This window comes from Aeromonas sp. XH, from assembly GCF_033348475.1.
In the GTDB taxonomy this organism is placed as follows: Bacteria; Pseudomonadota; Gammaproteobacteria; order Enterobacterales; family Aeromonadaceae; genus Aeromonas; species Aeromonas sanarellii.
On sequence record NZ_CP137630.1, the window covers coordinates 2,797,054 to 2,819,774 of the forward strand.

The following is a 22,721-nucleotide window of genomic DNA, read 5'->3' on the forward strand; positions in this document are numbered from 1 at the left end:
CGGGCCAGAGCCCAAAAAAGCAGCGTTCGAACCTGAGCCTCCCCGAGAAAGACCAATAGTTTGAGCCAGCGCCCACTAAAGTGGCACCGGGGATGCTAGGTTGCATACATCTTTAGCGTGAGGAGTGCATCCATGAGTGGGATCAACCAGGTTTCTGACGATTTTGTGAATGAGCTGAAAATACTGGCGTGTTTTGATCCGGCCAACATGAGCCTGGGGATCAAGCTGCGCAGCGACATGTCGGAAGCGCTGTGCCAGGCCGCGGCACGCCTGCACAGCCAGGGTCTGATCACGGCGTCGGATGGCGGCTATCTGACCCCCTTCGGCATGACCATGCTGGAACATCTCCAGCACCTGCTGGTCGCACTCAAGCCGAATTGAGTTCCTGCGGGGCCCAGAGCGAAAAGTTGAGCAACTCCCAGTGCGCCCCCTGGCGCAGCAGACAGGCAAACAGCAAAGGACCTTCGGGTCCTTTTATCTTGCCATCGATCACCCACTCCCCCACTCGCTTCACCACAGGCTGCGCCCTGATCTCGTCGGGTTGCGTCGCGCTGCCCAGTCGCACCTGCACAAACTGCTGGCACACGGAGGCGGCTTCACGGGCCACGGGATCGGGTATCGGGACATTGACGGGGCTGGAGAGCGCCGCGCTCAGCAGGAGTGATGGGAGCATAGTGGAGGCCATGGCAAGGATCTGTCATCAAGATGGCACAAAACAAAAAGCCGTGGCACCAGAGGTACCACGGCTTTCTTAAATTCTGTAAGAATTACAGAGCAGTTACGTTCTCAGCCTGCGGGCCTTTCTGACCTTGGGTCACAGAGAACTGTACGCGCTGACCTTCAGCCAGGGTACGGAAGCCGTTACCTTGGATGGCGCTGAAGTGAACGAAAACGTCCGGGCCGTTTTCTTGCTGAATGAAGCCAAAGCCTTTGGTTTCGTTGAAGAACTTGACGGTACCGGTGATCATGTTGGACATATCTTTAAACCTGTATTCAAAATAATTACTTATGCTTTTCAGCGGATAAAGCTCAAAAAACGGGATTACTTATGAACAACAGGAAAAGATGCAAAACATCATATTCATTGACATAACTATCGCCCTTTCAAGCTGGTTGAGATTATACGTGCCTTTGTCGATTACGCAAACAAATTTGTACCCCGCCAGCGGCAGGGTACAAACGCTTACACCTCCGCGGATTCCAGCGCCTGAACCAGAGCCTTGAGGAAGCGCGCGGCCTCGCCACCGGTGCAGGCCCTGTGGTCGAACGTCATCGACAGCGGCAGCGCCCTGACCGGACGCGCCTCCCCGTGAACGAACACCACCTTCTCGAACAGCTTGCCCGCCCCTATGATAGCCACCTGGGGCGGCGTGACGATGGGGCTGGCGTAACGGCCCGCGATGGCACCGAAGTTGGTGAGGGTGATGGTCGCCCCCTGCAGCATCTCCCGCGGTACCGCACGGGCCTTCACGTCGGCGATCATCCGATCCAGCCCCTGGCGGATGTCCGCCCTATCCCGCTCGGCCACGTTCTCCATCACGGGCACATAGAGCCCGTGTTTGGAGTCGACCGCAATGGCCACGTTGACCTCGCTGAACAGCCGCCGTGACAGGGTCTCCCCGTCAAACCAAGCATTCATGGAGGGCTCGGCCCGGCAGGCGACGCCGATCGCCTTGATGAGGCGCACCGTCACGTCTTCGTCGGACCGCCAGTGGCGCAAGTCCACCTCGTCCGTGATGCTGACCGGCACCACAGTCCTGTGGGAGAGCTCCATTGCCTTGGCCATGGCCCGCCGCGACCCCTTGAGGAACTCGTTGCCGCTCCCCTGCATCGCCTCGAAGGCGCTCTGCACGTCCTGCTCGGTCACCATGCTGCCGCTGCCCTGGATCCTGTCGATGTCGAGGCCGAGTTTCTGCGCCAGCAGGCGCACGGCGGGCATGGCCTGCACCAGGGTGCCACCGGGCGCCATAGCCCCCACCACGAAGTGATCCTCGATGTGCTGCTGATGGGCACTCACCTTGCCCACCACGGTGCCATCGTCCTCACCGCCCTCGAATTCCACCAGGGGGGCGCCGATGTGGAGTATGTCCCCCTCCTGACCGCACAGCCGGGCGATCACCCCGGCCACCGGCGAGGGCACATCCACCAGCGCCTTCGCGGTTTCCACCGACAACAGCACCTGATCGACGCTCACGGTCTCACCGGCGCGCACCTTCCATTCGACGATCTCGGCTTCGGCCAACCCTTCGCCCAGATCCGGTAATTTGAAAAATTTCATGACCCGTTCTCCATCCGCAGGAACATCACCAAAGGTTGAAAGATCTCATGGCTCTTGCTTGCCGGGGCGCCAGCGCGCCAACCTGTGAAAAAGGTCATAGCCATTTGTTCTCCATCAGCTGGCGAGCCGCATCGGCGATCTCCTGCTCGGTGATGAGGTAGTACTCCTCGTTGCGATAGTAGGGCACGGCAACATCCACCCCGGTGAGGCGTCTGGGCGGTGCCTTGAGGGAGGTGAGCGCCTCCTCGGTGACCCGCGCCACTATCTCGGCGCCCACCCCGAAGCTGCCACAGGCCTCGTGCACCACCAGCAGGCGCCCGGTCTTGCGCACCGAGGCCAGTATGGTCTCCATGTCCAGCGGCTTGATGGTGGCCAGGTCCAGCACCTCGCACTGGATGTCCTGCTCCGCCAGCAGGGTGGCGGTCCGCATCACCTCCTGGATACAGGCTCCCCAGGCGACCACGGTCAGATCCCGACCCGGTCTCAGGGTGAAGCAGACATCCAGCGGCAGGCCGACCCCGTCATCCACCACCTCCGACTTCATGGAGCGATAGATGCGATCCGGCTCGAAGAACATCACCGGATCAGGGTCGCGGATGGCCGACAGCAGCAGGCCGTAGGCCCGCCTCGGGCTGGAGGGGATCACCACCCGCAGCCCCGGGATATGGGCAAACAGGGCCTCCACGCTCTCGCTGTGGTGCTCGGGGGAGTGGATGCCGGCCCCATAGGGCGAGCGATAGACGATGGGGCAGGAGAGCCGCCCCCGGGTACGGTTGCGCATGCGCGCCGCCTGGCAGACGATCTGCTCCATGCCGGGGAAGATGAATCCCTGGAACTGGAATTCGGCGACGGGCTTGAGCCCCTGGGTCGCCATGCCCACCGCCACCCCGGCGATCAGCCCCTCGGCCAGCGGGGTGTCTATCACCCGCTTGAAACCGAACTTGTCGCGCAGGCCCACGGTGGCACGGAACACCCCGCCATTGACCCCCACGTCCTCGCCCAGCACCACCACGTCGGGGTCGTGCTCCATCTCGTGGTGCAGCGCCAGATTGATGGCTTCGAGCAGCGTTATTTCACTCATGGTGAGCCTCCCCGCCGTGCTGCTGCATACCCTTGGCGATGATGCGCCGGCGCTGTGCGCGGTAATCCTTCGGCAGCTCGGCAAACTGATAGTCGAGCAGGGTCTCCGGCACCTGCGGCATCATGCCCTCATAGGCGGCCACGGCGCGCTCGACTTCGCGGCTCGCCTCCGCCAGCAGCGCCTGCTCCTGCGCCTCGTCCCACCAGCCCTGCCCGGCCATGAACTGGCGCAGCCGCTTGACGGGCTCCCTGGCCCAGGCGGCCTCCACCTCGGCGGAGTCCCGATAACGGGTTGCGTCGTCGGCGGTGGTGTGATCCCCGAGCCGGTAGCTGACGGCCTCGATCAGGGTCGGTCCCTTGCCGCTGCGAGCCCGTTCGACGGCGGTGCGGGTCGCATCAAAGACGGCCACCACGTCGTTGCCGTCCACCTGGAGGCTGCGCACGCCGGCCCCAATCCCCTTCTGGGCCAGGGTCGGGGCGCTCGACTGCAGCTTGCGCGGCACCGAGATGGCCCACTGGTTGTTGTTGATGATCATCACCATGGGGAGATGCCAGACGCCGGCGCAGTTGAGCCCCTCGAGGAAGTCCCCCTTGGAGGTGCCGCCATCCCCTATGGTGACCACGGCGACCCTGGGCTGATTGCGCAGCTTGAAGGCGGCCGCGATGCCGGCGGCATGGGTGATCTGGGTCGCGATGGGCACGCAGATGGGCAGATCTTCGGAAAGTTCGCCGTCGGCCTTGTAAAAGACGCTGCCCCGTTCATCCCCGCCCCAGTACTGCAGGTTCTGCTCCATGGGCACGCCCCGCACGTAGAGAGTGGGCATGTCCCTGTAGTAGGGCACGTAGACATCCTCCGGCTGCATGGCGAGACCGACTCCTATCCCGACCGCTTCCGCCCCCAGGTGGGAGGGAAAGGTGCCGAGCTTGCCGGTTCGCTGCAGTGCAATCGCTTTCTTGTCGTAGCTGCGCACCATCACCATGTTGCGGTAGAAGGTGTGCAGTATCGCCTTGTCCAGCCAGGTCGGCAGTGTCGCGACCGGGCGCCCCTCCTCATCGAGGTAACGAAGGAAGGGGATGTCGACATGGGTCATAACTGGCTCCTTGCCGTTGTCAGCGTCACCACCATGAGGTGACCCCTAAAATGTAAACAACATGTTAAGTGCAGGGCAATGGGATTCACTCAGGTAAGACCAGTAGAAACTTCTTTAATTTCAGAAAGACACTGAGATCTTCGGCGAGCAGAAACGAAAAAGGGAGCCCATTCAGGCTCCCTGTCACGGCGAGTTCGGGATCGCTCCTCCCATCACAATGGCGCTGCGGGCCGCAAGGGAGGCAGATCCTGCCAGCACGGGCGGACCGGGATCACTCCCACAGCCGGGTCGGCACCACCAGCAGCATGGTGCGCTGGCCGATGGCCACGTTGGCGTTGGGGAAGACCACCGCCTCCCGCGGTTTCTCTACCCTGTATTGCCGATCCCCGTCTTCGGCCAGCACAAAACCCTGGGGAAATTCGGTGAAATTGTCCACATCGCTGGCAAACAGGAAACGGAACTGGTCCGACTGCTTGTTGATCACCCGATCGATGGCGAAGAGGGTGAAATCATCCGCCCGCCAGGGCTCGAGCAACACCTCATCCTGGGTCACCAGCTCTTGCAACGCCTGGCGCACCTCGATGAAGCGGGTCATGTCGTTCTCGCCGAAGGGGCGCACCTTGCCCAGCTCCACCGTGAAGGCATGGGCCCCGTGCTGGTGCGAACTGTAATAGCTGAAGGTGGTGGTCGGGCCGCTCGAGAGCAGTATGGTGCGCACGCCGCAGGCACCGAGGAAGCGGACCTGCTCCTTGCAGTGGGGGCGCTCGTGGGGGAAGGGATAGACGGCAAACTTCTCGTGGCGAGAGCCGCGGATGGCGGTGTGCAGATCGTAGTGATAGCGGGGCCTGGCGGGATCGGCGAAGAAGCGGCTCACATACTGCTCCAGGCGCATGGCGCGAATGCGCTCCCGGTTGCACAGCCCCTCCCCCCTGCTGTGGGCACCGGAGAAGAGCCGGTTCATGTTCTCTTCCACCTCCCGCACACCCTGGTTCATGGCGGCGGGGTTGCCAAACAGGAACAGCACCCGGTGACGGGCCCTGAGTTCTCCCCCGAGCAAGCGGTTCAGCAACTGGTTGCAGATCTCGATGGGGGCGGTCTCGTTGCCGTGGATGCCGCAGGAGAGCACTATGTCCTTGCGCCCGCCCGGCCTATCTTCCGCCCCGTGGGCGGGCTCCAGGCAGATCACGCCGGTGTCCCACACGCTCACCCTGGTGCCGTCGGGCAGGTCGAAGTCGAAGGGGTCGAGCTGCCACTCGTGGCGACGCGTCAGGGCCAAAAAGTCATGCTGGGGAATCATCCGTCTCACCCTCTTGTCTGGAATACCATGGCCGGATTATACGCAAGGCGAGCGGGCTTAAAATCAATTTTTAAACAAATTCAAACAGTAACGACACAAAATTGGCGATGGTTGATGACAAGTCATTCAACACCAGGGGACGCGAGAGCAATACGGGGGAGGAAAAACGACGGCAGACGGCAAGGGGAAAGGGCGGCTCTTCACGAGGGCATCAGGCCCCGGGGATCAGCGAGAGAAACGAGGCATCCGTGCCCGGCTGATCAACCACGCCAGAACGGCTTGGTGGTCTCTTGATAGCGATCGGCTTCGTTCAGACCGATGTCCTTGAGCAGGTAGGCGGGCAGCTCGGAGAGCTGGCGACGGCTGCGGCTGCGTTCCAGCCAGGTCAGGACGGTCATCTTGGCGCGAACAACCAGGTTCGATTCGCTGGAGTGCTGGTAACCGGCTTCGGTATAGGTCATGTTGGCCATGGTGTGGCTCCTCTAAGTTCTGCACTGGGTTCGTATTTTCTTGCGCAAAGCTTAGTCAGCCCGGTGAGGTGCCTCAATTGACGAATTTTGATACATGACATTAGTAAAAGTAATGGCTAATCTCCCCAGCCATCAAAACATAACCATATGATTTTTATCATAAATGGCAGGGCGACTTTCCCCAGTGCAACCCGACAGCATTTTCTCCTGCATCACGGGTTTCTAACTATGCAGTTTCCTATGTTAGCTATGCACGGACCGGCGCCGGGACCAAAGCCGCCCAGCCCGGCCTCGCCACCAATTGTTAACCACAAGTTTCATTAAAGATCGTTATTTAACAGAACGATGCAGCAAGGCAACACCTTCGCCACGCACCGCGAGGCGACCCCGATCAGGGGCAGAAAGGGACGCTTGGCACCCTGTCGACATGCTGGTATGGTTATTTATACAGTAGTCAGTCATGCTGCCTTTCCCCTCAATGCCGGACAGGCGACACACAGGATCTGCCGATGGACACCTTTACCCCCGCCGCCGCCCTGCGCCAACAGATGGCCCTGCTGGAAGAGGCCCTGGCCCGCCTCGCCAGTCGGCTCGCCCGGCTCGACTTGCAGGAGGCCCATGTCTATCCCCTCCCCGCCGTGGCGCAGGGGGAAGAGCACGAGCCCATCGAGGCCATCGAAGTCGGCCATCTGCAGGGCGACGCGGCGCTGGCCGCGACCCTGGCGGCCTTTCAGGATCACAGCGCCCGTCCCGGCTGCTCCACCAAGGCTACCCATCGCCTGCCGGGCTGGCTGCGCTTCCCCGCCGCCTGTGCCGCTGATCTGGCCCCCCTGCTCGAGGAGATCAACGGCCACAAGCTCGCCTTCAAGGCCCTGGTGCAGGCCGCCGGCGGACGGGACGAGAAGTTCGAGCTGGTGCACGGCGCCCTGCCCGGCGTCATCACCCTGCAGGTCTATCGCAAGCTGACCTGGCTTCAGGGGGAGCTCCATTCTCTCGGCTTCACCTGGGCCGACAAGCAGAGCATCAGCCGCCTCAGCCGTGAGCAGGTGCTGGAGATGCTGGAGCGCAGCCGTCGCTACATCCCGGCCCTGTCGGACAACGAGGAGTGGAGCAAGATGGTGGACCAGGAGGTGTACGACATTCGCCGCCTGCCGGCGGATGCCCAGCTGCGCATCCGCCGGCCGGTCAAGACCCACCCCATGATCAACCTGCTCTGGCAGGACAGGGAGCCGCGCAAGCAGCAGCTCAAGGCCAGCCTGCCGTTGCTGCTCTGCTCCGATACCTCGCCCAGCGTCACCCACCTGGGTCACTACCCGCCCAAGCTTCGTCAGGCGCGCCGGGATCGCAAGATTGGCGGCGAGCCCATCATCGAGCGGCTGCACCTCTACCTCTATCAGGGGTAGCTCGCCCGCACGGCCCCAACGACAAGGGGAGCATCCCAGATGCTCCCCTTGTCTCGCTCACCCGCACAGGCTGTCAGCTCATCAGCAGCGCTCTCAGGCTCTCCACGTCCAGCCCCTTCACCTCGGACTGGCCGCTCAGCAGGCCATCGGCCAGGGCCCGCTTCTCGTCGTGCAGGGCCACTATCTTCTCCTCCACCGTCTGCTCGCACACTAGGCGATAGACGGTCACCGGCTGGGTCTGGCCCATGCGGTGGGCCCGATCGCTCGCCTGATCCTCCACCGCCGGGTTCCACCAGGGGTCCAGGTGCAGCACGGTATCGGCCTGGGTCAGGTTGAGACCCGTGCCCCCCGCCTTGAGGCTGATGAGGAACAGGGGCACCGCTTCGTGACGAAAACGCAGGATGGACTCCTGGCGTGACTTGGCGGAGCAGCCGCCGTCCAGATAGCAGTAGTCCCACTGCTTCTGCGCGATGCGCGCGCGCAGCAGGCTCAGGAGATCGACGAACTGGCTGAACACCAGCACCCGGTGGCCGCCGTCGATGGCCTCCTCCAGCAGGTTCATGGCCTCGTCCAGTTTGCTGCTGGTCTGGGACCACTCCGGCATCACCAGCTGGGGCGAGCAGCAGAGGCGCCGCAGCCGGGTCAGCCCGCTCAGCACGTGCATCAGGGCGCGGCCATCGGCGCTCTGCACCTGCTGCACCACCTCGCGCCTTGTCGCCTCGTAGAGCTGGCGCTCCTCGGGGGAGAGGCTGATGTGGTGGATGATCTCGGTCTTGTCCGGCAGCTCGGTCAACACCTGCAGCTTGAGGCGGCGCAGGATGAAGGGGCTGATCACCGCTCGCAGCATCGCCATGTGGCGGGGATCCTTCACCGCCTTGCCGAAGCGGCGCTTGAACTCGCCGAGGCTGCCGAGCAGGCCCGGGTTGATGAAGGTGAACAGGCTCCACAGCTCGCCGAGATGGTTCTCGATGGGGGTGCCGGAGAGGGCCAGGCGAAAATCCCCATCGAGCTGGAACAGCAGTTTGGCACGCTGGGTGCCGGCATTCTTGATCTGCTGCGCCTCGTCCAGCACCATGCTCGCCCAGTGGCGGGACTTGAGCGCCTGGGAGAGGCTGCCGAGCATGCCGTAGTTCACCAGGATGATCTGCCCGGCCCTGGCCTCCTGGATCAGGGTCGCCCGCTCGGCGGGGTGCTCGAACACCACCACCTCCAGCTCGGGGGCGAACCGAGCCACCTCCTCCTGCCAGTTGGTGACCACGGACTTGGGCACCACCACCAGGGCGGGGCCGAGGTGCTGGCGCATGCGCAGCACCATGAGCGCCTGCAACGTCTTGCCAAGGCCCATGTCGTCGGCGAGACAGGCGCCAAAGCCATGGTGGGCCAGGGTCGCCATCCAGCGCACCCCCTCCTTCTGATAGTCCCGCAGCGCCGTCAACAGCTCGGGGGCACACTCCACCTCCTGCTGCCACTCCTGCTGCAAGTCGTACCAGGCGTCATCCCCGGCGGTGGTCACCGCCGACAACAGGCGGGCCAGGGGATAGGCCAGCTTGTTGTTGATGCGCTGCTCGGTGTCCAGCATGGCCCCCAGCATGGTGAGACGCTCCACCAGCTTGTCGCTCAGCATCAGGCTGGTCTTCTCGTCGAGCTGGACGGTGCGCTGCCCCGGGGTCAGCTGGCGCAGGATAAGGCGAAGATCGAGGATCTGGTGCTCGTCCAGCGCCAGCGCCCCCTCCACCTGGAACCAGTCCTGGCGCCGCTCGATGCGCAGGCTCAAGGCCGCCTCGTCGAGGCTCTTGAGGCGGGCGCTGTCCTGGTGCCAGTGCACCACCACGCCGGCATCCACCAGCTCGGGCAGGGCGTTGACCAGGGTCAGCGCCTGCTCGCCATCCAGCTTCCACTCGTTGCCCGGCAGGCCGATGGGCAACTGGTTGCGCAGGCGCTGGGCCTCGGCCTTCTCGGCGGCCAGATCCCGCTGCCAGTAGTGGTACTCCCGGATTCCCTGGCGCACCATGGCCTCCCCCTTGCCAAGGGGCAAGGGAGGGAGATCCCCCTCCCGGGTCACCAGCTGGACCACCAGCTGGCCCTCCTGCCAATCCAGCTGGACCGAGGGGATGCCGGGCCAGGGGGCCAGCTCGGCGTTGCCCTTGAGCCCCGCCACTTGGCTGTGCCAGGGGAGATCCGGGATGGCATCCAGGGTGCGCTGGAGCTCGTCGAGCCCGGCGGGCGGCAGCGCAGGGATGGCCTCCAGGGCCGGCAACCTGTCGAGCAGCGCCTGCGGCGTCAGAATGAGCTGCCACAGATCCTGGGCCAGGGGCACGACGTGCGCGCCACGGGCCGCGGCGGCCGGGCTCAGCAGCGCCCTCATGCCGGCGCCCTGGGCCGCCGGGTCGTGGGCGCCTTCCCCCGGCACTATCTGCAGCAGGGGGGCGCTGATGGCCAGTTGCAGCTTCTGCCCCTTGGCATTGAACAGGCGGGGGTGGTCCGCCAGGGGGCGCCAGGCCTCTCGCGGCAGCTTGCCCATATTGCGCTGCAGGGTGCGCACCAGCGCCCAGTCCGCCTCATCCAGCAGGTTGGCGTACTGGGTGGAGAGCAGGGCCGGATCGACCCGGCGCCCGGCGGTCCACTCCCCCTTGGTGCTCTGCTTCTGGATCTTGCACTCGAGCTCGGGCCCCTCGGCGTGGAGCAGCCATACCAGCCGCTCCTGAGGCTTGCGCACGCCGCTCGAGCGCCCCAACCCCTGCAACCAGTTGAGCCAGCTCGCCGAGGCGGGCGCCTTGCCCTCCTCGCTCTGTGCCCCCTCCTCCTCCTCATCCAGGGGGGAGGCGCGCAGCGAATGCAGCGGGGCACGCACCGCCCCCTGCCCCAGCAAGAGCCGCAACAGATCCTGGCAGAAGGCCATCAGACGGTGGCGCGGCTCGGCCTCCAGCAGGTGGGAGAGATCCCACTTGTGCAATATGGTCACCTGGGGACTCTGTTCGCCGTGGCGGGCCAGGGCGCAGAGATCGAGCCAGAGATAGCCCCAGTGCAGCTCCTCCAGCGGCAGTTGCAGGGTATCGAACAGCCCCACCGCCTGACCGTGGCGATCGCCCGCCCACTGTCCCAGCAGATCCGCCAGCAGGGGGGAGCCATTGCCCAGGCTGCGCTGCCACTTCTTGCGCTGTTCGCTCCCCTGCACGGGATCCGCCTGCTGCAACCAGCCGAGCCAGAGCAGGGCGCTGAACATCCTGGGCCAGGACCCGGCCCCCTCCTGCACCTGCCACTGCCCAAGCGCCCTCTGGAGCCGTTCGGCCAGGGGCTGTTCATCCTCTCGCTCCGCCAGTTGTTGTAGCGACGGCCAGTGAGTGGTCACCTCGCCGGTCAGCGGTCCGCAGAGCCACTCCCACTCGGTGGCCAGCACCTCGACCCGCGCCGCCAGTGCAGGGGCGCAAGGGGTGACCAGGGACGCCAGCGGCCAGCTCGCCTCCGGCTCGGCATCCAGCAGGGTCTGCAGGGCGAAGTGTTCGAGCAGCAGGGTTTGCCAGGCGGGGCTGGAGCCAGGCAGCAGGCGATGGGCGTCGGGCAGATCCAGCAGGCTCAGGAGCTCCGCGCTCTGGTAATAGGCCGGGATCTGCCCCGCCTCCCCCAGGCAGAGCTCGCGTACCACCCCTTGTGCCACCTCCTGCCCCGTGACCGAGGGCACCCGGCGCCAGTCCGGCATGGGGAAAGCCCCCGAGCGTACCGCCAGGATCAGGGTCAGGGTCCCCTCCGCCGTCAGGCTCCACTGCTGCTCCGTGCGCTGGCGGATCAGCCCCAGCCGCTCCAGCCGGTTCAGGGTGTCGGTCAGCGAATGCTGCCCATGCAGCGTGTCTTGCAGGTAACGGGTGCTGGCGGCGCGCTGCAGTTGCAGCTCGCAGAGCAGGGCATGGCAATCCGAAGAGAGGGTGAAGGCTGACATCGGAACTCACGGGCAGATGCAAAGGCGGAATTTTAACGGGAAAGCGGCGGCGGCTCGACCCTTAAGCGCGAATTAGCACAAAAAAAGCGGCGCAGGGATCTGGAGGCGCCGCCACGGCCAGGGCTCAGGCTGCCGGCGCCATAAAAAAAGGCGCCGCAGCGCCTCTTGATTGAGCCAGGAGTCACCCTCAGCCTTCGAGCCGTGCCAGGCGGGATTCCAGCGCCTGCAACTGCGACTTGAGGCGCTCGACTTCCTCTTCCAGCTGGCTCAGGCGATCGGCGGCAGGAGAGGCGTGGCTGACTGCCGGTGAGCTCTGTGCCAGGGCCTCCAGGTCTATCTCCCCGCCGAACAGGTGGGCGTAGCGGGACTCCCGCTTGCCCGGCTCCCGGGGCAGCTTGACCACATAGGGCCCCCGCTCGACGAGGCCGGCCAGCACGGCATCCACCTCGGTCACGTCGTCGAAACTGCACAGGCGATTGGTGCGCGAGCGCAGTTCACCCGGGGTCTGCGGGCCGCGCAGCAAGAGTTCGCAGACAATGCCGAGCTCCTGGGCCGTGAACTTGAGCTCGCCAAATTCGGTGTTGCAGAAGCGGTGCTGATAGCGCGGCACCCGGGCGTTGAAACCGGCGGTATTGACCACCAGGCGGCGGCGGATCAGCTCGTCGATCACGGCGCGTATGTCCAGCTCGGCGAGCTCCAGCACGGGCTCGCGGTTGCTCTTCTGGTTGCAGGCGTTGACCAGCGCATTGAGCGAGAGAGGGTACTGATCCGGCGTGCAGATCTCTTTCTCTATCAGGCAGCCGATCACGCGCGCCTCTAATGGGCCTAGTACTATCTCCATGTCATACTCCCTTGCCAAACAAGACGTTAAGACGGTTATCTTAGCCAAGACGCTCCCGCCGTCCAGCACTCAAGCCCGTTTTTGCGAGCCGATGACCCCTTTGGTGCAACCTTGTACAGCTCCTGCCCCGACGTGGCTATACAGACTTGTCGACCCGGGTGTCCGCTCCCGTGGTCAGGATGCGCACCCTGTCCCCCTTGGCGAAGGTGAGTGCGGGATCCTGCTCCTGCACGACGTTGAGCAGTTTGCCCGCCTCCGTCCTGATCAGCAGCTCGACCGTCTGCCGGCCCTGCCCGCTCTGCTGGTTACCCTGGCGGCGGCGGGAGACTTCGGCCCCCGCGACGGCCCCCACTGTGGTGGCGACGGTCTGGCCGGAGCCACCGCCAAACTGGCTTCCGACGGCGGCTCCCAGCGCGGCCGCCCCTATGGTGCGAAGGGGCCGGGTAGTTCCCTGCCGGGGCGCCTCCTGGGTGAGGAGGCGGCTCTCCTGTACCGTGCCGTATTCCACCTGGGCGCTGGTGCCCGCGACAGCGGGCGAACCCGTCAGGGCGAGCAGGCTGATGACGATGAATGCACTCTTCTTCACGATATCCACTCCGGTGACGACCAAGACCCGATGACGCCGACCCCGCCTTGGGCCACGCCATCCCCCCGGGGAGACTACACCACCAAAGCTGACTGCCAGCTTGCCCGAGGTGGAAATGATCACGGCCGCGAGGCGGCCGTGATGGAAAGACACCGAGGGCTGTCACTCCGGACTATGAAGAGGGCTTGCGCTCCAGGGTCGCGGCAACGGATCTCGCCGCCGAGCCGGTGAGCAAGGGCTCACCTGGATAAAGCACCAGGGCCTCGGCCCGCAGGCGATCGGCCTCCTCACGCCTCCCCAGGGCATTGAGGGCGATCACCATGTTGGCGTAAATATTGGCCCTGGGGGTATGGCGCACGAACCCCTGTCCCCAGTCGAGATAGGCCTCCAGCTCCCCCTTGTTGTTGCTCTGCAGGCCCACCATCAGCCGCACCGCGTTCACGTCAAACTCCACCCGGGTCAGCCAGGCCATGGGATTGACGATGTCGAGCAGAAGCGCCGGCTGCTTGTAACCGCCCCGCTCATACTTGGTCACCACCCAGGCGGTGTGCAGGGCCGTCAGCATAAAGGGCACGACTATGAGGGGAATGGCGATGGCCGCGAAGCGCAGCAAGAGCCAGGGGCGACAGACATGCTCCCGCCAGTTGGCGTGGCCGGCCAGCCCCTCCTCCTCCACTTCCGCATCCACCACATGGATGAGTAGCAGCAGCGCCCACCACAGGGCAATGGCGTGGTAGAAGGGATATTCGGTCTGGGTATGCAGCAGGATGGGCGTGACCAGGGCCAGCAAGGCCGCCCCCCTGACGATGCCAGCACGACCCAGCCGCCACAGCAGGGCGACCCCCATCAGCACCATGCCGAGCATGGGGGCCAGCCCCCCCTCCACCGCCCAGTAGAGAAACTCGTTGTGGGGGTGATCCAGGTTGTATTCGATCTGCACCATGGCGGGGTTCAGCGCCTTGTCGGCCATGTAGTGCTGAAGAAAAACGGACTCGAAGCTGCCGTAGCCCCAGCCGGTCCAGGGTGCCTCGGCGATGAGTCTGGCAGCATAGGGCCAGTAGACCGAGCGCATGCCGCCGGACTGGTACATCTCTAGCCCCCGCTTTGCCCCCGCCATCCCGTACTGGGAGGCCAGCCCGAGCGCCACACCCAGGGCCACCAGACCCAGCACCCGGCCCAGCAACCGCTCGCGGTGCAACCGGGGCACGAGCAGCAGCAAGGCCAGCACCCCGCCGAGTTGCCCCACCCTGGATTGCACCACCACCAGCAGCAGGGACGTTGCCAGGATCACCCCATAGCGCAGCCCCCTGAGCCAGGGATGCCCATGGCCCCGCAGCTCCAGCCAGATGGCCAGCGACAAGCCGGTCGCCATGAAGCTCGCCATCACGTTGGGTTGCTGGAAGATGCCGTAGGGGCGGTTGACCTTGGTGTCATAGCCCAGCCAGTTGCCCGGCACCAGCAGGTAGTACTGCACCAGGCCGAGCAGCGCCTCTATGGCGACGGCACCCAGCAGCAGATAGAGCAGCCGGTCGCGCGCGCCGCGATCCAGCCGCCACTGGTAGAGGCTGGCGAGGAACAGCAGGCCGGCAAACAGCCCCAGCAGCCGGGGAATGGCGTAATCCTTGAGCTCGAAGCCGGGATAGACCATGGGCAGCAACAGCAGCAAGCCGCCAAGCCACAGGGCCGTCAGCAGCGGCGAAACCATCAGCCGCTGGTTGAGGGTGACCTGCCACAGCCCCAGGGCCATCACCAGGCTCGCGAAGATCCAGCCCCAGGCGTTGAACGGCAGATAGAGCCCGGCCCCGCCGGGGTTGTGCATAAAGAAATGCATGCCCAGCAGCCAGTACAGCACGCTGATCACCCCAAAGGCCCTTGCTGTTGACGTCATCTTCCCTGACCTCCATGCATTCATGTTCATAACACTATCCCCCAGGCAACAAAAAGGGGGCCGAGCCCCCTTTGATGCACTTGGCAACGATTATGCCTGTTCTGGCTCGGGCTTGCGAAACGCATGGCGCACCAGCACTATGCCTACCCCCAGCATGCCGCCGAGCAGGGTGGCCAGCACCACGACCAAGGGGCGCTTGGGCTTGTCACGGCTCTGGGGTTCGTCGGGTGCGTCCAGATAGGAAAATGGACGAAAATCAATCCCCTCCAGAGAGATGCGCTTCAAGCGATCCATCTGTGCCTGCAACTTCTGCAACTCGGGTTGATAGACTGACAAATCAAGGGACTTCAGCAAGGCCAGCTTTTCTTCCAGTCCCTTGGACCCGAGCAAGATGGAGAAACGTTCCTGACTGCTAGTCCGTTCCAACGGCGTACTCACACCCGCAGCCTTGGCCACGCGGTTGGCAAGCGCGACCTCGGAGATCTCCTGCTGCAGCGCACGCTTGGCCTCTTCCTGCATCACGGTGTAGCGTGTATTCATCTCTCCCAGTTGCAAATCACGCTGTGCACCTAGCCGCTCGATCAATTTCTGCTGTTGCAACTTGACGATGTAACCGACATATCCTTCCAGCATCGCCAGCGACGTTTCAGCGGCTGGAGCCGCAAATGTAATTGCAATCCCCGGCTCTTCTCCCTTCTTATCTACAGGTTTAGCCGTCGCCAGATTGGCCCAGTCACGCAGCCAACGTCTCTGAGCCTTGGCATCCAAAGCTGATTCCTCTATCTGCTCAGCAAACAGCGGGCTGTCTTTCAGGTAATCCCGACGGTTTTCATAAGTGTTGAACTCCTGTACAAATTCCTGATAGAGACTTTTCCCGTCTGGAAACCCTGTGAGCCCCAGTGCAGAGGCTTGTACCGATATCTTATTCATCGGTAGCAAATCTTCCGGCTTGGGCTCCGCAATCACCGCCTTGGCGGACCACTGTTGGGGAGCTATCAACGCATAACCTACACCAACAACGGCGAATAACACCGTAATCAGCAGAATTAGTACTTTCCCACGCCACAACACCAGGATCAGCTCGCGCAGATCGATCTCGCCGCCGGAAGAGGCTTGCCAACCCTGAGGCAATTGACTGTCTGAATTCTCGAATATCTGTTTGTTCATAATGGGCTCTAAAGATGAGGTGATTGCCAGAAAGGGGCGTGACGATCTTTGTCTGACAAAAGTAATGGCACATTTTCCATCAGGGGCCACTCAATAGCCAGCGTTGGATCCGACCAGTGAAGAGAGGCTTCCAGTGCGGGAGCATAATAGTCGGTACATTTGTAGAGCACATGGGCCCATTCGCTCTGCACATAGAAACCGTGGGCAAATCCGGGCGGGATCCACAGGGAGGACCCCTCCTCGGCCGAGAGCGACAGCCCGACCCATTGGCCATGGGTCGGACTCCCGGCGCGCAAGTCGACTGCCACATCGAAGATGGTGCCCGCCATCACCTGTATCAGTTTGCCCTGAGGCTTCTCTCGCTGATAGTGCAACCCTCGCAACGTCCCCTGCCGGGAGCGACTCAAGTTGTCCTGAACGAAGCAAAAATCGCCGCAGCGCCGGGTAAAGATCTCGTGGCGAAACAGCTCCATGAAGTCACCTCGCTCGTCGTGATGACGAGGATGGATGATCCGTATCACATCCGGAATCTTCAATGAAATAAAGTGCATAGGTGTTTTCTTTGGGGGTGTTTTCTTTGGAATAGTGGGCAAGGATATATCACCCTATGGTGTAGCCCATCAATCCCAACCGGGATGCATCTTTCCAAATGGCTCCTGCAAGAGGCGCAACAGATAGCCGCCATAGCCGCTCTTTGCCAGGGGCTGTGCCAGCACCTCCAGCTCCTTGTCGGATACCCAGCCATGGCGCCAGGCGATCTCCTCCGGGGCCGCCACCTTGAGCCCCTGGCGTTTCTCCAGGGTCTGGATGAAACTGCTCGCCTCCTGCAGGCTGTCGTGGGTACCTGTATCGAGCCAGGCCGAACCACGCCCCATGAAGCAGACATCCAGGCTGCCTTGCGCCAGATAGCGCAGATTGACATCGGTGATCTCGAGCTCTCCCCGCGCCGAAGGTCGCAAGGTACGTGCAATCCCGCTCGCCGTGCCATCGTAAAAGTAGATGCCCGTCACCGCATACTGACTCGCCGGAGAGGCCGGTTTCTCGACGATCGTCTCTACCCGCCCCTGTCCATCGAACCCCAGGACGCCATAGCGCTCGGGATCCTGCACATGGTAGGCAAACAGGGTCGCCCCTTGCTCCTTGGCGCAAGCATGTTGCAACTGGCGAGGCAACTCAGCGCCATAGAAGATGTTGTCCCCCAGGATGAGACAACAGGGGCTGCCCGCCAGAAAAGGCTCGGCGATAAGCAGCGCCTGTGCCAGCCCGGCGGGCTCCTCCTGCACCGCGTAGCTGAAACGCATCCCCCACTGGCTGCCATCCCCCAGCAGCAGCTCGAAGCGGGGCAGATCCAGCGGCGTGCTGATGATCAGAATATCGCGGATACCCGCCTGCATCAGGGTCGAGAGGGGATAATAGATCATGGGCTTGTCATAGACCGGCAGCAGCTGCTTGCTGATGGCCAGAGTCGCGGGGTAGAGCCGGGTGGCCGAACCACCGGCCAGGATGATGCCTTTACGCTGGTGCATGGCACGCCTCGAGATGGATGGAGAAGGTGATTCTGGCTCCGCTCACGTCTGCCCACCTTCACATTGGCTGGCAAGCCAGCGGGTCATCAGCACCTGCCAGGTGGGAATGGGAATGCCGAAGGCGGCGGCGAACCGTCGGCAATCGAGCCTGGAGTTGAGCGGCCGGCGGGCCGCCTGGGGCCAGTTCGCCGAAGGAATGGGTTTTATCGGAACGGGCCGCGCCAGCAGGCCAAGCCGACAACCTTCCTGCACCAGGGTCGACGCAAAACCATGCCAACTCGTCTCTCCTTCGGAACTCAGGTGATAGAGACCGCACTTGTCTGGCGCCTTCACGACCTGCTCCAGCGCCAGGAGCACGGTCGTCGCCAGCCAGTCCACCTGCGTCGGCGCCCCCCATTGATCCGCCACCACCTCAAGGGGCTGGCCCTCTTTGGCACGGCGCAGAATGGCACGCGCGAAGTGTGCCCCCTCCCCGCCATAAAGCCAGCTGGTTCGCACAATTAGATGATGGGGACACAGGGCCTGGATGGCCTGCTCGCCGGCCAGCTTGCTGGCCCCGTAGACATTAAGCGGGGATGGCGCATCCGTCTCGCGCCAGGGATCGCTGCCGGAGCCGTCAAACACATAGTCGGTGGAGAAATGCACTAGCAGTGCCCCCCTGGCACTGGCCTCTCGGGCAAGAAGTGACACCGCCTCATGGTTGATGCGCTCGGCGAGCGCAGGCTGGCTCTGTGCAAGATCGACTGCCGTATAGGCCGCGCCGTTGAGGATGACATCCGGCTGATGGCGCTCCAGGGCACCGATCAGCGCACCGGGGTCTGTGATGTCGCACTCCGCCCTGCCAAGGGGCGTCACCTGCCAATGGGAATAATCCCGGCAGAGGGCAGAAAAAAGGGCTCGTCCCAACTGACCACGAGCACCCAGCAACAAGATCCGCATCGAGGATTACCGCGCGCCAAAGCCGGTCAGAATGGTGCGGATGGTCTTGAACACGATGAGCACATCCAGCCAGAGGGAGAAGTGCTTGATGTAGTAAAAATCGTGCTCGATCTTGATGCGGGTATCATCGGCATCGGCGGCATAACCGTGCACCACCTGAGCCCAGCCGCTGATCCCCGGCCGCACGATATGACGATACATGTAGAAGGGGATCTCCCGCTCGAACTGATCGACGAAGGTGCGCTGCTCCGGCCTCGGCCCAATCAGGCTCATGTCTCCCTTGAGGACGTTGAAGAACTGCGGCAGCTCGTCGATGCGCAGCTTGCGGATCACCTTGCCCACCCGGGTGACGCGCATGTCGCCATCCTGGGCAAACTGGGCACCGGCCTTCTCCGAATCCTTGCACATGCTGCGGAACTTGTAGATGCAAAAATCCTTGTTGCCCTTCCCCACCCGGTTTTGCAGGAACATCACCGGACCCGGGCTCTCCAGCTTGATGAGGATGGCCGTCACCAGCATCAAGGGGAAGAACAGCGGGATCGCGATCAACGCGGCCAGGATGTCCATTCCCCGCTTGATGAAGGCATAAACGGGGGACGGCAAGAGGGAGCCAAGCTGGTTCTCATGGAGATGGTCGATCTTTACGCGTCCGGTCAGGGTCTCGCTGATCTGCTTGATGTGATAGACGGGGATGTGAGCCAGGGCACAGCGCGCCAGGAAACGCTCCCACTCCCCCGCCAGTTTCTCGTCCCGAAGATCTGCCACCACGGCGTCATAGCGCACGGCCCCAAGATCGGGCTTGTCCAGCAGGCGCCACTGCACGCTGGAGTGCCGTGTCAGGGCCTGATAGTCGCCAAAGGGCAGCAAGGCATACTTGGGTGTCCGGTAACGGCGACCGATGAAGTAAGCCAGCCAGCAGCAGAGCAGGGCCACCACATACGATTCGAACAACACCTGACGGCTGTAAGGCAGGCGCAGGAAGAAGAGAATACCGACCAGGGCACCATAGAGGGTGGTCACCGTGGGGATCATATAGGCCACCGGACTGGCTCCCGGGTAACGCAGGAAGCGATGCAGCACAATCCCGGTCAGCAGAAACGCCACAAAGGCACCGCTCAGGGTATTGATCCGGACGGCATCGAGGTGATGCCAAAATTCCAGGCCCCATCGCTCAATGGCAGGCAGGCAAACCGCAAGCAAGGCTCCAAAGAAAAACAAGGAGGGGGGGCTGAATAATACACGCTCATACCAGCGTGAGTGACGGCGTTCGTAATAGTGGGAGCTCACAACAATCCTCAATAACTTATCGCTTATCTGCGCAGGATTTGACGATAGATAAATTTCCTAACGCTACCAGGTACAAGCCTTACAGGTACCCTGATAGCCAAGTTCTTGAACAACGCAGTTAATGAAATGAAGCCTAATTTATAGAAATTATATTGCGCCTTAACTTCTGACTTCACATATTTGATACCACCTCTACGAACCTCCATTCCGTTTCCAGTTCTGGCATATACTAGAAACTCAGGAATATTTGCTGTCACACAACCATGTTTTATCATTCTAACCCAGAGAGCATAATCTTCATAGAGATAGTCATCCTGATAGTTTCCTGCCGATAGCACTGCTTTTTTTCTATACATAACTGTCATGTGATTGAAAGGATTTCTTGATTTGGCATATTCGACTATCGTCTGATGAGAAGTAGGTGTTTTTCTATAGGCATGGCTATTTTCGGGTGCAGTTTGAAATTCTGCAATCCAACTGCCAACAATACTTATATTTCCATGATTTTTTATATAATCAAGTTGTTTTTCAAAACGAAGAGGATGGCAAATGTCATCACTATCAAATCTAGCAACCCATTCATGACTACACTGTAACAACCCTATGGATAACGCTTTCCCCAAACCAAGATTTCTTTCCAGCGGTATTCTTTTTATCGGCAACTTATGTTCAAATTCAGAAATAGTTTCAGATAACAAATTCGAAATTTCACCATCTTCAACGATGACAACTTCATGTGGCAGCAACGTAGAATTGACTACACTCAGTAAAGCATCATAAAGATGATGTGGATTATCATTCTTATAAACTGACATCAACAATGTAAAATTATAAAAACCACTCAAAGGGGCTCCTCCTTACACACAGCATCCAATTTATAATAATCCTTATAAAACACGAAGTCGCTCTATCTCTAAAAAATGCTCAAGACAGTTACCATCAGACTTAATGTTGAGCAGTTTCCGTATATTGTCATAATTATCGCCAGAATTATCCATAGCCATTTCAATACTTTTGAGAAAACCAGATAGTGAATACACGTGCTCCCCTTTGGTTAACATTTCATATGGAACACTAAACCCAACCAAACCTTCATATTTATCCAAGTCATATGGAACAAATATTACCGTTTTATTATCAAAAGCATAAAAGTCCAAAAATATACTAGAATAATCAGTAACCAAAATATTAAAACAATCCAGGTTTGGAGTTATATCTGTGACCACATCACATCCCAGGTAAATAACTCTTGGAGATGCATACAACGTCTCATCAATTATTGCTGAATAATAAGGGTGTGGTCTTAGATAAATAATGGAATTCGTTTTCTCTAAGAAATCATGTAAAGTTTTAACACACATATCAGAAAAAGGGAAAAATTGAGTTTCCGCATAAGGTCGCCATGTTGGCGAGTATAATATTTTATTTACCCCTCCCCCTGTGGGAACAGGCAATATATCAGAATGCGGATTCACAGATTTAACTAATAAATCATTTCTTGGCTGCCCAAGTTCAAGGTATACCGCCAATTTATTTTTGAAGGCATTACTTAATACTGGCATGAAAAGTTCGGAATAACAAGTCACATGGGTAAAAAGCCTCAATCTAATATATCGATTGACTCTTCTTAAAAAGGATATGTTATTTTCAGCCAAGCCTATATTTTTTAATGGAATGCCATGCCCAAGATGATAAACGATTCTATTTTTTTTCCTTATCAATGAAAAAACAGGGGATTCAATAGTTGAACAAACCCAGACCTTTGCTGTTAGGCATAAAAAAATGCCTGCTATAGAATTTGCATTAATTACCCCTGTTACGCCAGACTTTATCAACTCCCCCCTCTTTTCCTTATCATTAATGACAAATAAAACCTCACGCTCACCTTTATCTCTACCAACCATATACTCAAATAAGAAACGTGAGTTGAAATTATAATTATTATTTCCCGTAGAATTAAAGATTATTCTATTTTTTTTTAACGGAAGCACTACAGAAAATAATGATAGCACTGCTTGCATCACAAGCCATAATAAATTCATAAAAGTCCTTTTGATTTAAGTAAATACACTATGGAACTGAGCGTTTTTCTCACACCAAATTTCAGCAACGATAGCAACAATAAAAACGACCTTTTTACATCATGTGACTTTAGTGAATAATGCAGCATACACAAAAACCAAACCGGCTCAAAAGCGAACGATTTTATATTTTTCTCGTTTTCTAAGTATGTAGAGTACAATACAGACAGAGCAATACGATATTTGTTTTTATTGCCACGACTTACAGAGGAGTCTGATGACTGGTCATAAACATAACCGATAGATTTAATTACAGAAACATCCTTTGCCAAAACAAAGAAATGGCGCCAGAAGGCAATGGCATCCCCCCATTTAGCTGACTCATCAAACATACCAACCTTAATAAATGTTTCCTTTCTAAATAAATATGGTGGTTTTCCTGGGTAATTTAGCGGAGAATGCAGCATATAGGTAAGTGGTGATTGAGCAAACTCATCAATCCCATACGTATGCTCTAGTCTACATTCATTATTTTTTCTGATGGATACTTTATCAAAACTAACAAAATCTATAGATGAAGTTTTTATCTCAAAAACTAGCTTATCTAACACATGCTTATCGTAGAAAATATCGTCACTATCAAGAAATATAATGAAGTCGCCATTAGCGACACAAGCTCCAAAATTTTTAGCCGATGCTGCGCCACCATTTTCTTTAAAATAATATTGGATCTGAGAGTTTCTAATAAACTCGTTCAAGATACTTCTTGTTTCATCAGTAGAGCCATCATCAATGACTATAATTTCGTAAGGCTCTAAATATTCCTGTGAAAGAGCACTATTGATTGCATTTGATATGCAATGAACACGATTGTATGCTGTGATAATAATACTAATGAGCATAATAGACGCCA

General features: G+C 59.6%; 22 protein-coding genes. 3 read left to right on the top strand and 19 right to left on the bottom strand.

The features are described from left to right. Nucleotides 1–132 precede the first annotated feature (132 nt). Nucleotides 133–381, top strand: coding sequence for a TIGR02647 family protein (locus R2B70_RS12865; RefSeq protein WP_318161658.1), 249 nt, complete (start codon nt 133–135; stop codon nt 379–381). Here R2B70_RS12865 and R2B70_RS12870 read toward each other — a convergent pair. The 7 genes from R2B70_RS12870 to R2B70_RS12900 form a co-directional block, all read right to left on the bottom strand. Continuing rightward, complete coding sequence (locus R2B70_RS12870) at nt 368–673, bottom strand: hypothetical protein (protein WP_042076764.1); 306 nt, start codon at nt 671–673, stop codon at nt 368–370. The genes R2B70_RS12865 and R2B70_RS12870 overlap by 14 nt on opposite strands. A gap of 94 nt (nt 674–767) precedes the next feature. Continuing rightward, nucleotides 768–977 (bottom strand): cold-shock protein, encoded by a 210-nt coding sequence (locus R2B70_RS12875; protein ID WP_005302803.1) that lies wholly within the window; start codon nt 975–977, stop codon nt 768–770. Nucleotides 978–1,183: 206 nt separating this feature from the next. Further along, the gene (locus R2B70_RS12880) at nt 1,184–2,278 is read right to left on the bottom strand and encodes a dihydrolipoamide acetyltransferase family protein (protein ID WP_318161663.1); all 1,095 of its coding nucleotides are present in this window, start codon (nt 2,276–2,278) and stop codon (nt 1,184–1,186) included. A 94-nt stretch (nt 2,279–2,372) separates the two neighbouring features. Beyond that, a complete protein-coding gene (locus R2B70_RS12885) occupies nt 2,373–3,359 on the bottom strand; it encodes an alpha-ketoacid dehydrogenase subunit beta (protein ID WP_318161664.1) in 987 nt (328 codons plus the stop codon). Continuing rightward, complete coding sequence (pdhA, locus tag R2B70_RS12890) at nt 3,352–4,449, bottom strand: pyruvate dehydrogenase (acetyl-transferring) E1 component subunit alpha (RefSeq protein ID WP_318161665.1); 1,098 nt, start codon at nt 4,447–4,449, stop codon at nt 3,352–3,354. The genes R2B70_RS12885 and pdhA overlap by 8 nt, the downstream gene beginning before the upstream one ends. Before the next feature lie 271 nt (nt 4,450–4,720). After that, complete coding sequence (astE, locus tag R2B70_RS12895; protein WP_318161666.1) at nt 4,721–5,746, bottom strand: succinylglutamate desuccinylase; 1,026 nt, start codon at nt 5,744–5,746, stop codon at nt 4,721–4,723. Between the two features lie 260 nt (nt 5,747–6,006). Next, entirely contained in the window at nt 6,007–6,216 is a 210-nt protein-coding gene (locus tag R2B70_RS12900; protein ID WP_077095367.1) for a DUF1127 domain-containing protein, read from the bottom strand. A 509-nt stretch (nt 6,217–6,725) separates the two neighbouring features. Here R2B70_RS12900 and R2B70_RS12905 point away from each other — a divergent pair. Then, nucleotides 6,726–7,619, top strand: a complete 894-nt coding sequence (locus tag R2B70_RS12905) for a DNA replication terminus site-binding protein (protein WP_077095366.1) — start codon at nt 6,726–6,728, stop codon at nt 7,617–7,619. A gap of 73 nt (nt 7,620–7,692) precedes the next feature. On the opposite strand, the gene R2B70_RS12910 is transcribed toward R2B70_RS12905, so the two are convergent. The 9 genes from R2B70_RS12910 to R2B70_RS12950 all read right to left on the bottom strand — a co-directional run bounded on the left by R2B70_RS12910 (nt 7,693) and on the right by R2B70_RS12950 (nt 19,532). Then, the gene (locus R2B70_RS12910; protein WP_318161667.1) at nt 7,693–11,553 is read right to left on the bottom strand and encodes a DEAD/DEAH box helicase; all 3,861 of its coding nucleotides are present in this window, start codon (nt 11,551–11,553) and stop codon (nt 7,693–7,695) included. Nucleotides 11,554–11,740: 187 nt separating this feature from the next. Next, complete coding sequence (locus R2B70_RS12915) at nt 11,741–12,394, bottom strand: YceH family protein (protein ID WP_318161668.1); 654 nt, start codon at nt 12,392–12,394, stop codon at nt 11,741–11,743. Between the two features lie 136 nt (nt 12,395–12,530). After that, nucleotides 12,531–12,980, bottom strand: coding sequence for a glycine zipper 2TM domain-containing protein (locus R2B70_RS12920; RefSeq protein ID WP_226172218.1), 450 nt, complete (start codon nt 12,978–12,980; stop codon nt 12,531–12,533). Nucleotides 12,981–13,152: 172 nt separating this feature from the next. Then, a complete protein-coding gene (locus R2B70_RS12925; RefSeq protein ID WP_318161669.1) occupies nt 13,153–14,868 on the bottom strand; it encodes a PglL family O-oligosaccharyltransferase in 1,716 nt (571 codons plus the stop codon). Between the two features lie 90 nt (nt 14,869–14,958). Next, on the bottom strand, nt 14,959–16,035 hold the full coding sequence (locus tag R2B70_RS12930; RefSeq protein ID WP_318161670.1) for an LPS O-antigen chain length determinant protein WzzB: 1,077 nt from the start codon (nt 16,033–16,035) through the stop codon (nt 14,959–14,961). Between the two features lie 8 nt (nt 16,036–16,043). Continuing rightward, complete coding sequence (rfbC, locus tag R2B70_RS12935; RefSeq protein WP_318161671.1) at nt 16,044–16,586, bottom strand: dTDP-4-dehydrorhamnose 3,5-epimerase; 543 nt, start codon at nt 16,584–16,586, stop codon at nt 16,044–16,046. A gap of 69 nt (nt 16,587–16,655) precedes the next feature. Further along, entirely contained in the window at nt 16,656–17,561 is a 906-nt protein-coding gene (gene rfbA, locus R2B70_RS12940) for a glucose-1-phosphate thymidylyltransferase RfbA (protein WP_318161672.1), read from the bottom strand. Nucleotides 17,562–17,603: 42 nt separating this feature from the next. Next, nucleotides 17,604–18,500 carry a dTDP-4-dehydrorhamnose reductase gene (rfbD, locus tag R2B70_RS12945; protein ID WP_318161673.1) on the bottom strand — a complete coding sequence of 299 codons (897 nt, stop codon included), beginning with the start codon at nt 18,498–18,500 and terminating at the stop codon, nt 17,604–17,606. A gap of 6 nt (nt 18,501–18,506) precedes the next feature. Further along, nucleotides 18,507–19,532 (bottom strand): sugar transferase, encoded by a 1,026-nt coding sequence (locus R2B70_RS12950; RefSeq protein WP_318163353.1) that lies wholly within the window; start codon nt 19,530–19,532, stop codon nt 18,507–18,509. Between the two features lie 39 nt (nt 19,533–19,571). Here R2B70_RS12950 and R2B70_RS12955 point away from each other — a divergent pair, with 39 nt between their 5' ends. Beyond that, a complete protein-coding gene (locus R2B70_RS12955) occupies nt 19,572–19,736 on the top strand; it encodes a hypothetical protein (protein WP_318161674.1) in 165 nt (54 codons plus the stop codon). Nucleotides 19,737–19,810: 74 nt separating this feature from the next. Here the strand turns inward: R2B70_RS12955 and R2B70_RS12960 are convergent, their stop codons facing one another. Genes R2B70_RS12960 through R2B70_RS12970 form a run of 3 tightly spaced genes read right to left on the bottom strand, consistent with a single transcriptional unit; the run spans nt 19,811 to nt 22,710 of the window. Next, the gene (locus R2B70_RS12960; RefSeq protein ID WP_318161675.1) at nt 19,811–20,632 is read right to left on the bottom strand and encodes a glycosyltransferase; all 822 of its coding nucleotides are present in this window, start codon (nt 20,630–20,632) and stop codon (nt 19,811–19,813) included. A 42-nt stretch (nt 20,633–20,674) separates the two neighbouring features. Next, the gene (locus R2B70_RS12965) at nt 20,675–21,829 is read right to left on the bottom strand and encodes a CDP-glycerol glycerophosphotransferase family protein (RefSeq protein WP_318161676.1); all 1,155 of its coding nucleotides are present in this window, start codon (nt 21,827–21,829) and stop codon (nt 20,675–20,677) included. Continuing rightward, the gene (locus tag R2B70_RS12970) at nt 21,826–22,710 is read right to left on the bottom strand and encodes a glycosyltransferase family A protein (protein WP_318161677.1); all 885 of its coding nucleotides are present in this window, start codon (nt 22,708–22,710) and stop codon (nt 21,826–21,828) included. The genes R2B70_RS12965 and R2B70_RS12970 overlap by 4 nt, the downstream gene beginning before the upstream one ends. Nucleotides 22,711–22,721 lie beyond the last annotated feature (11 nt).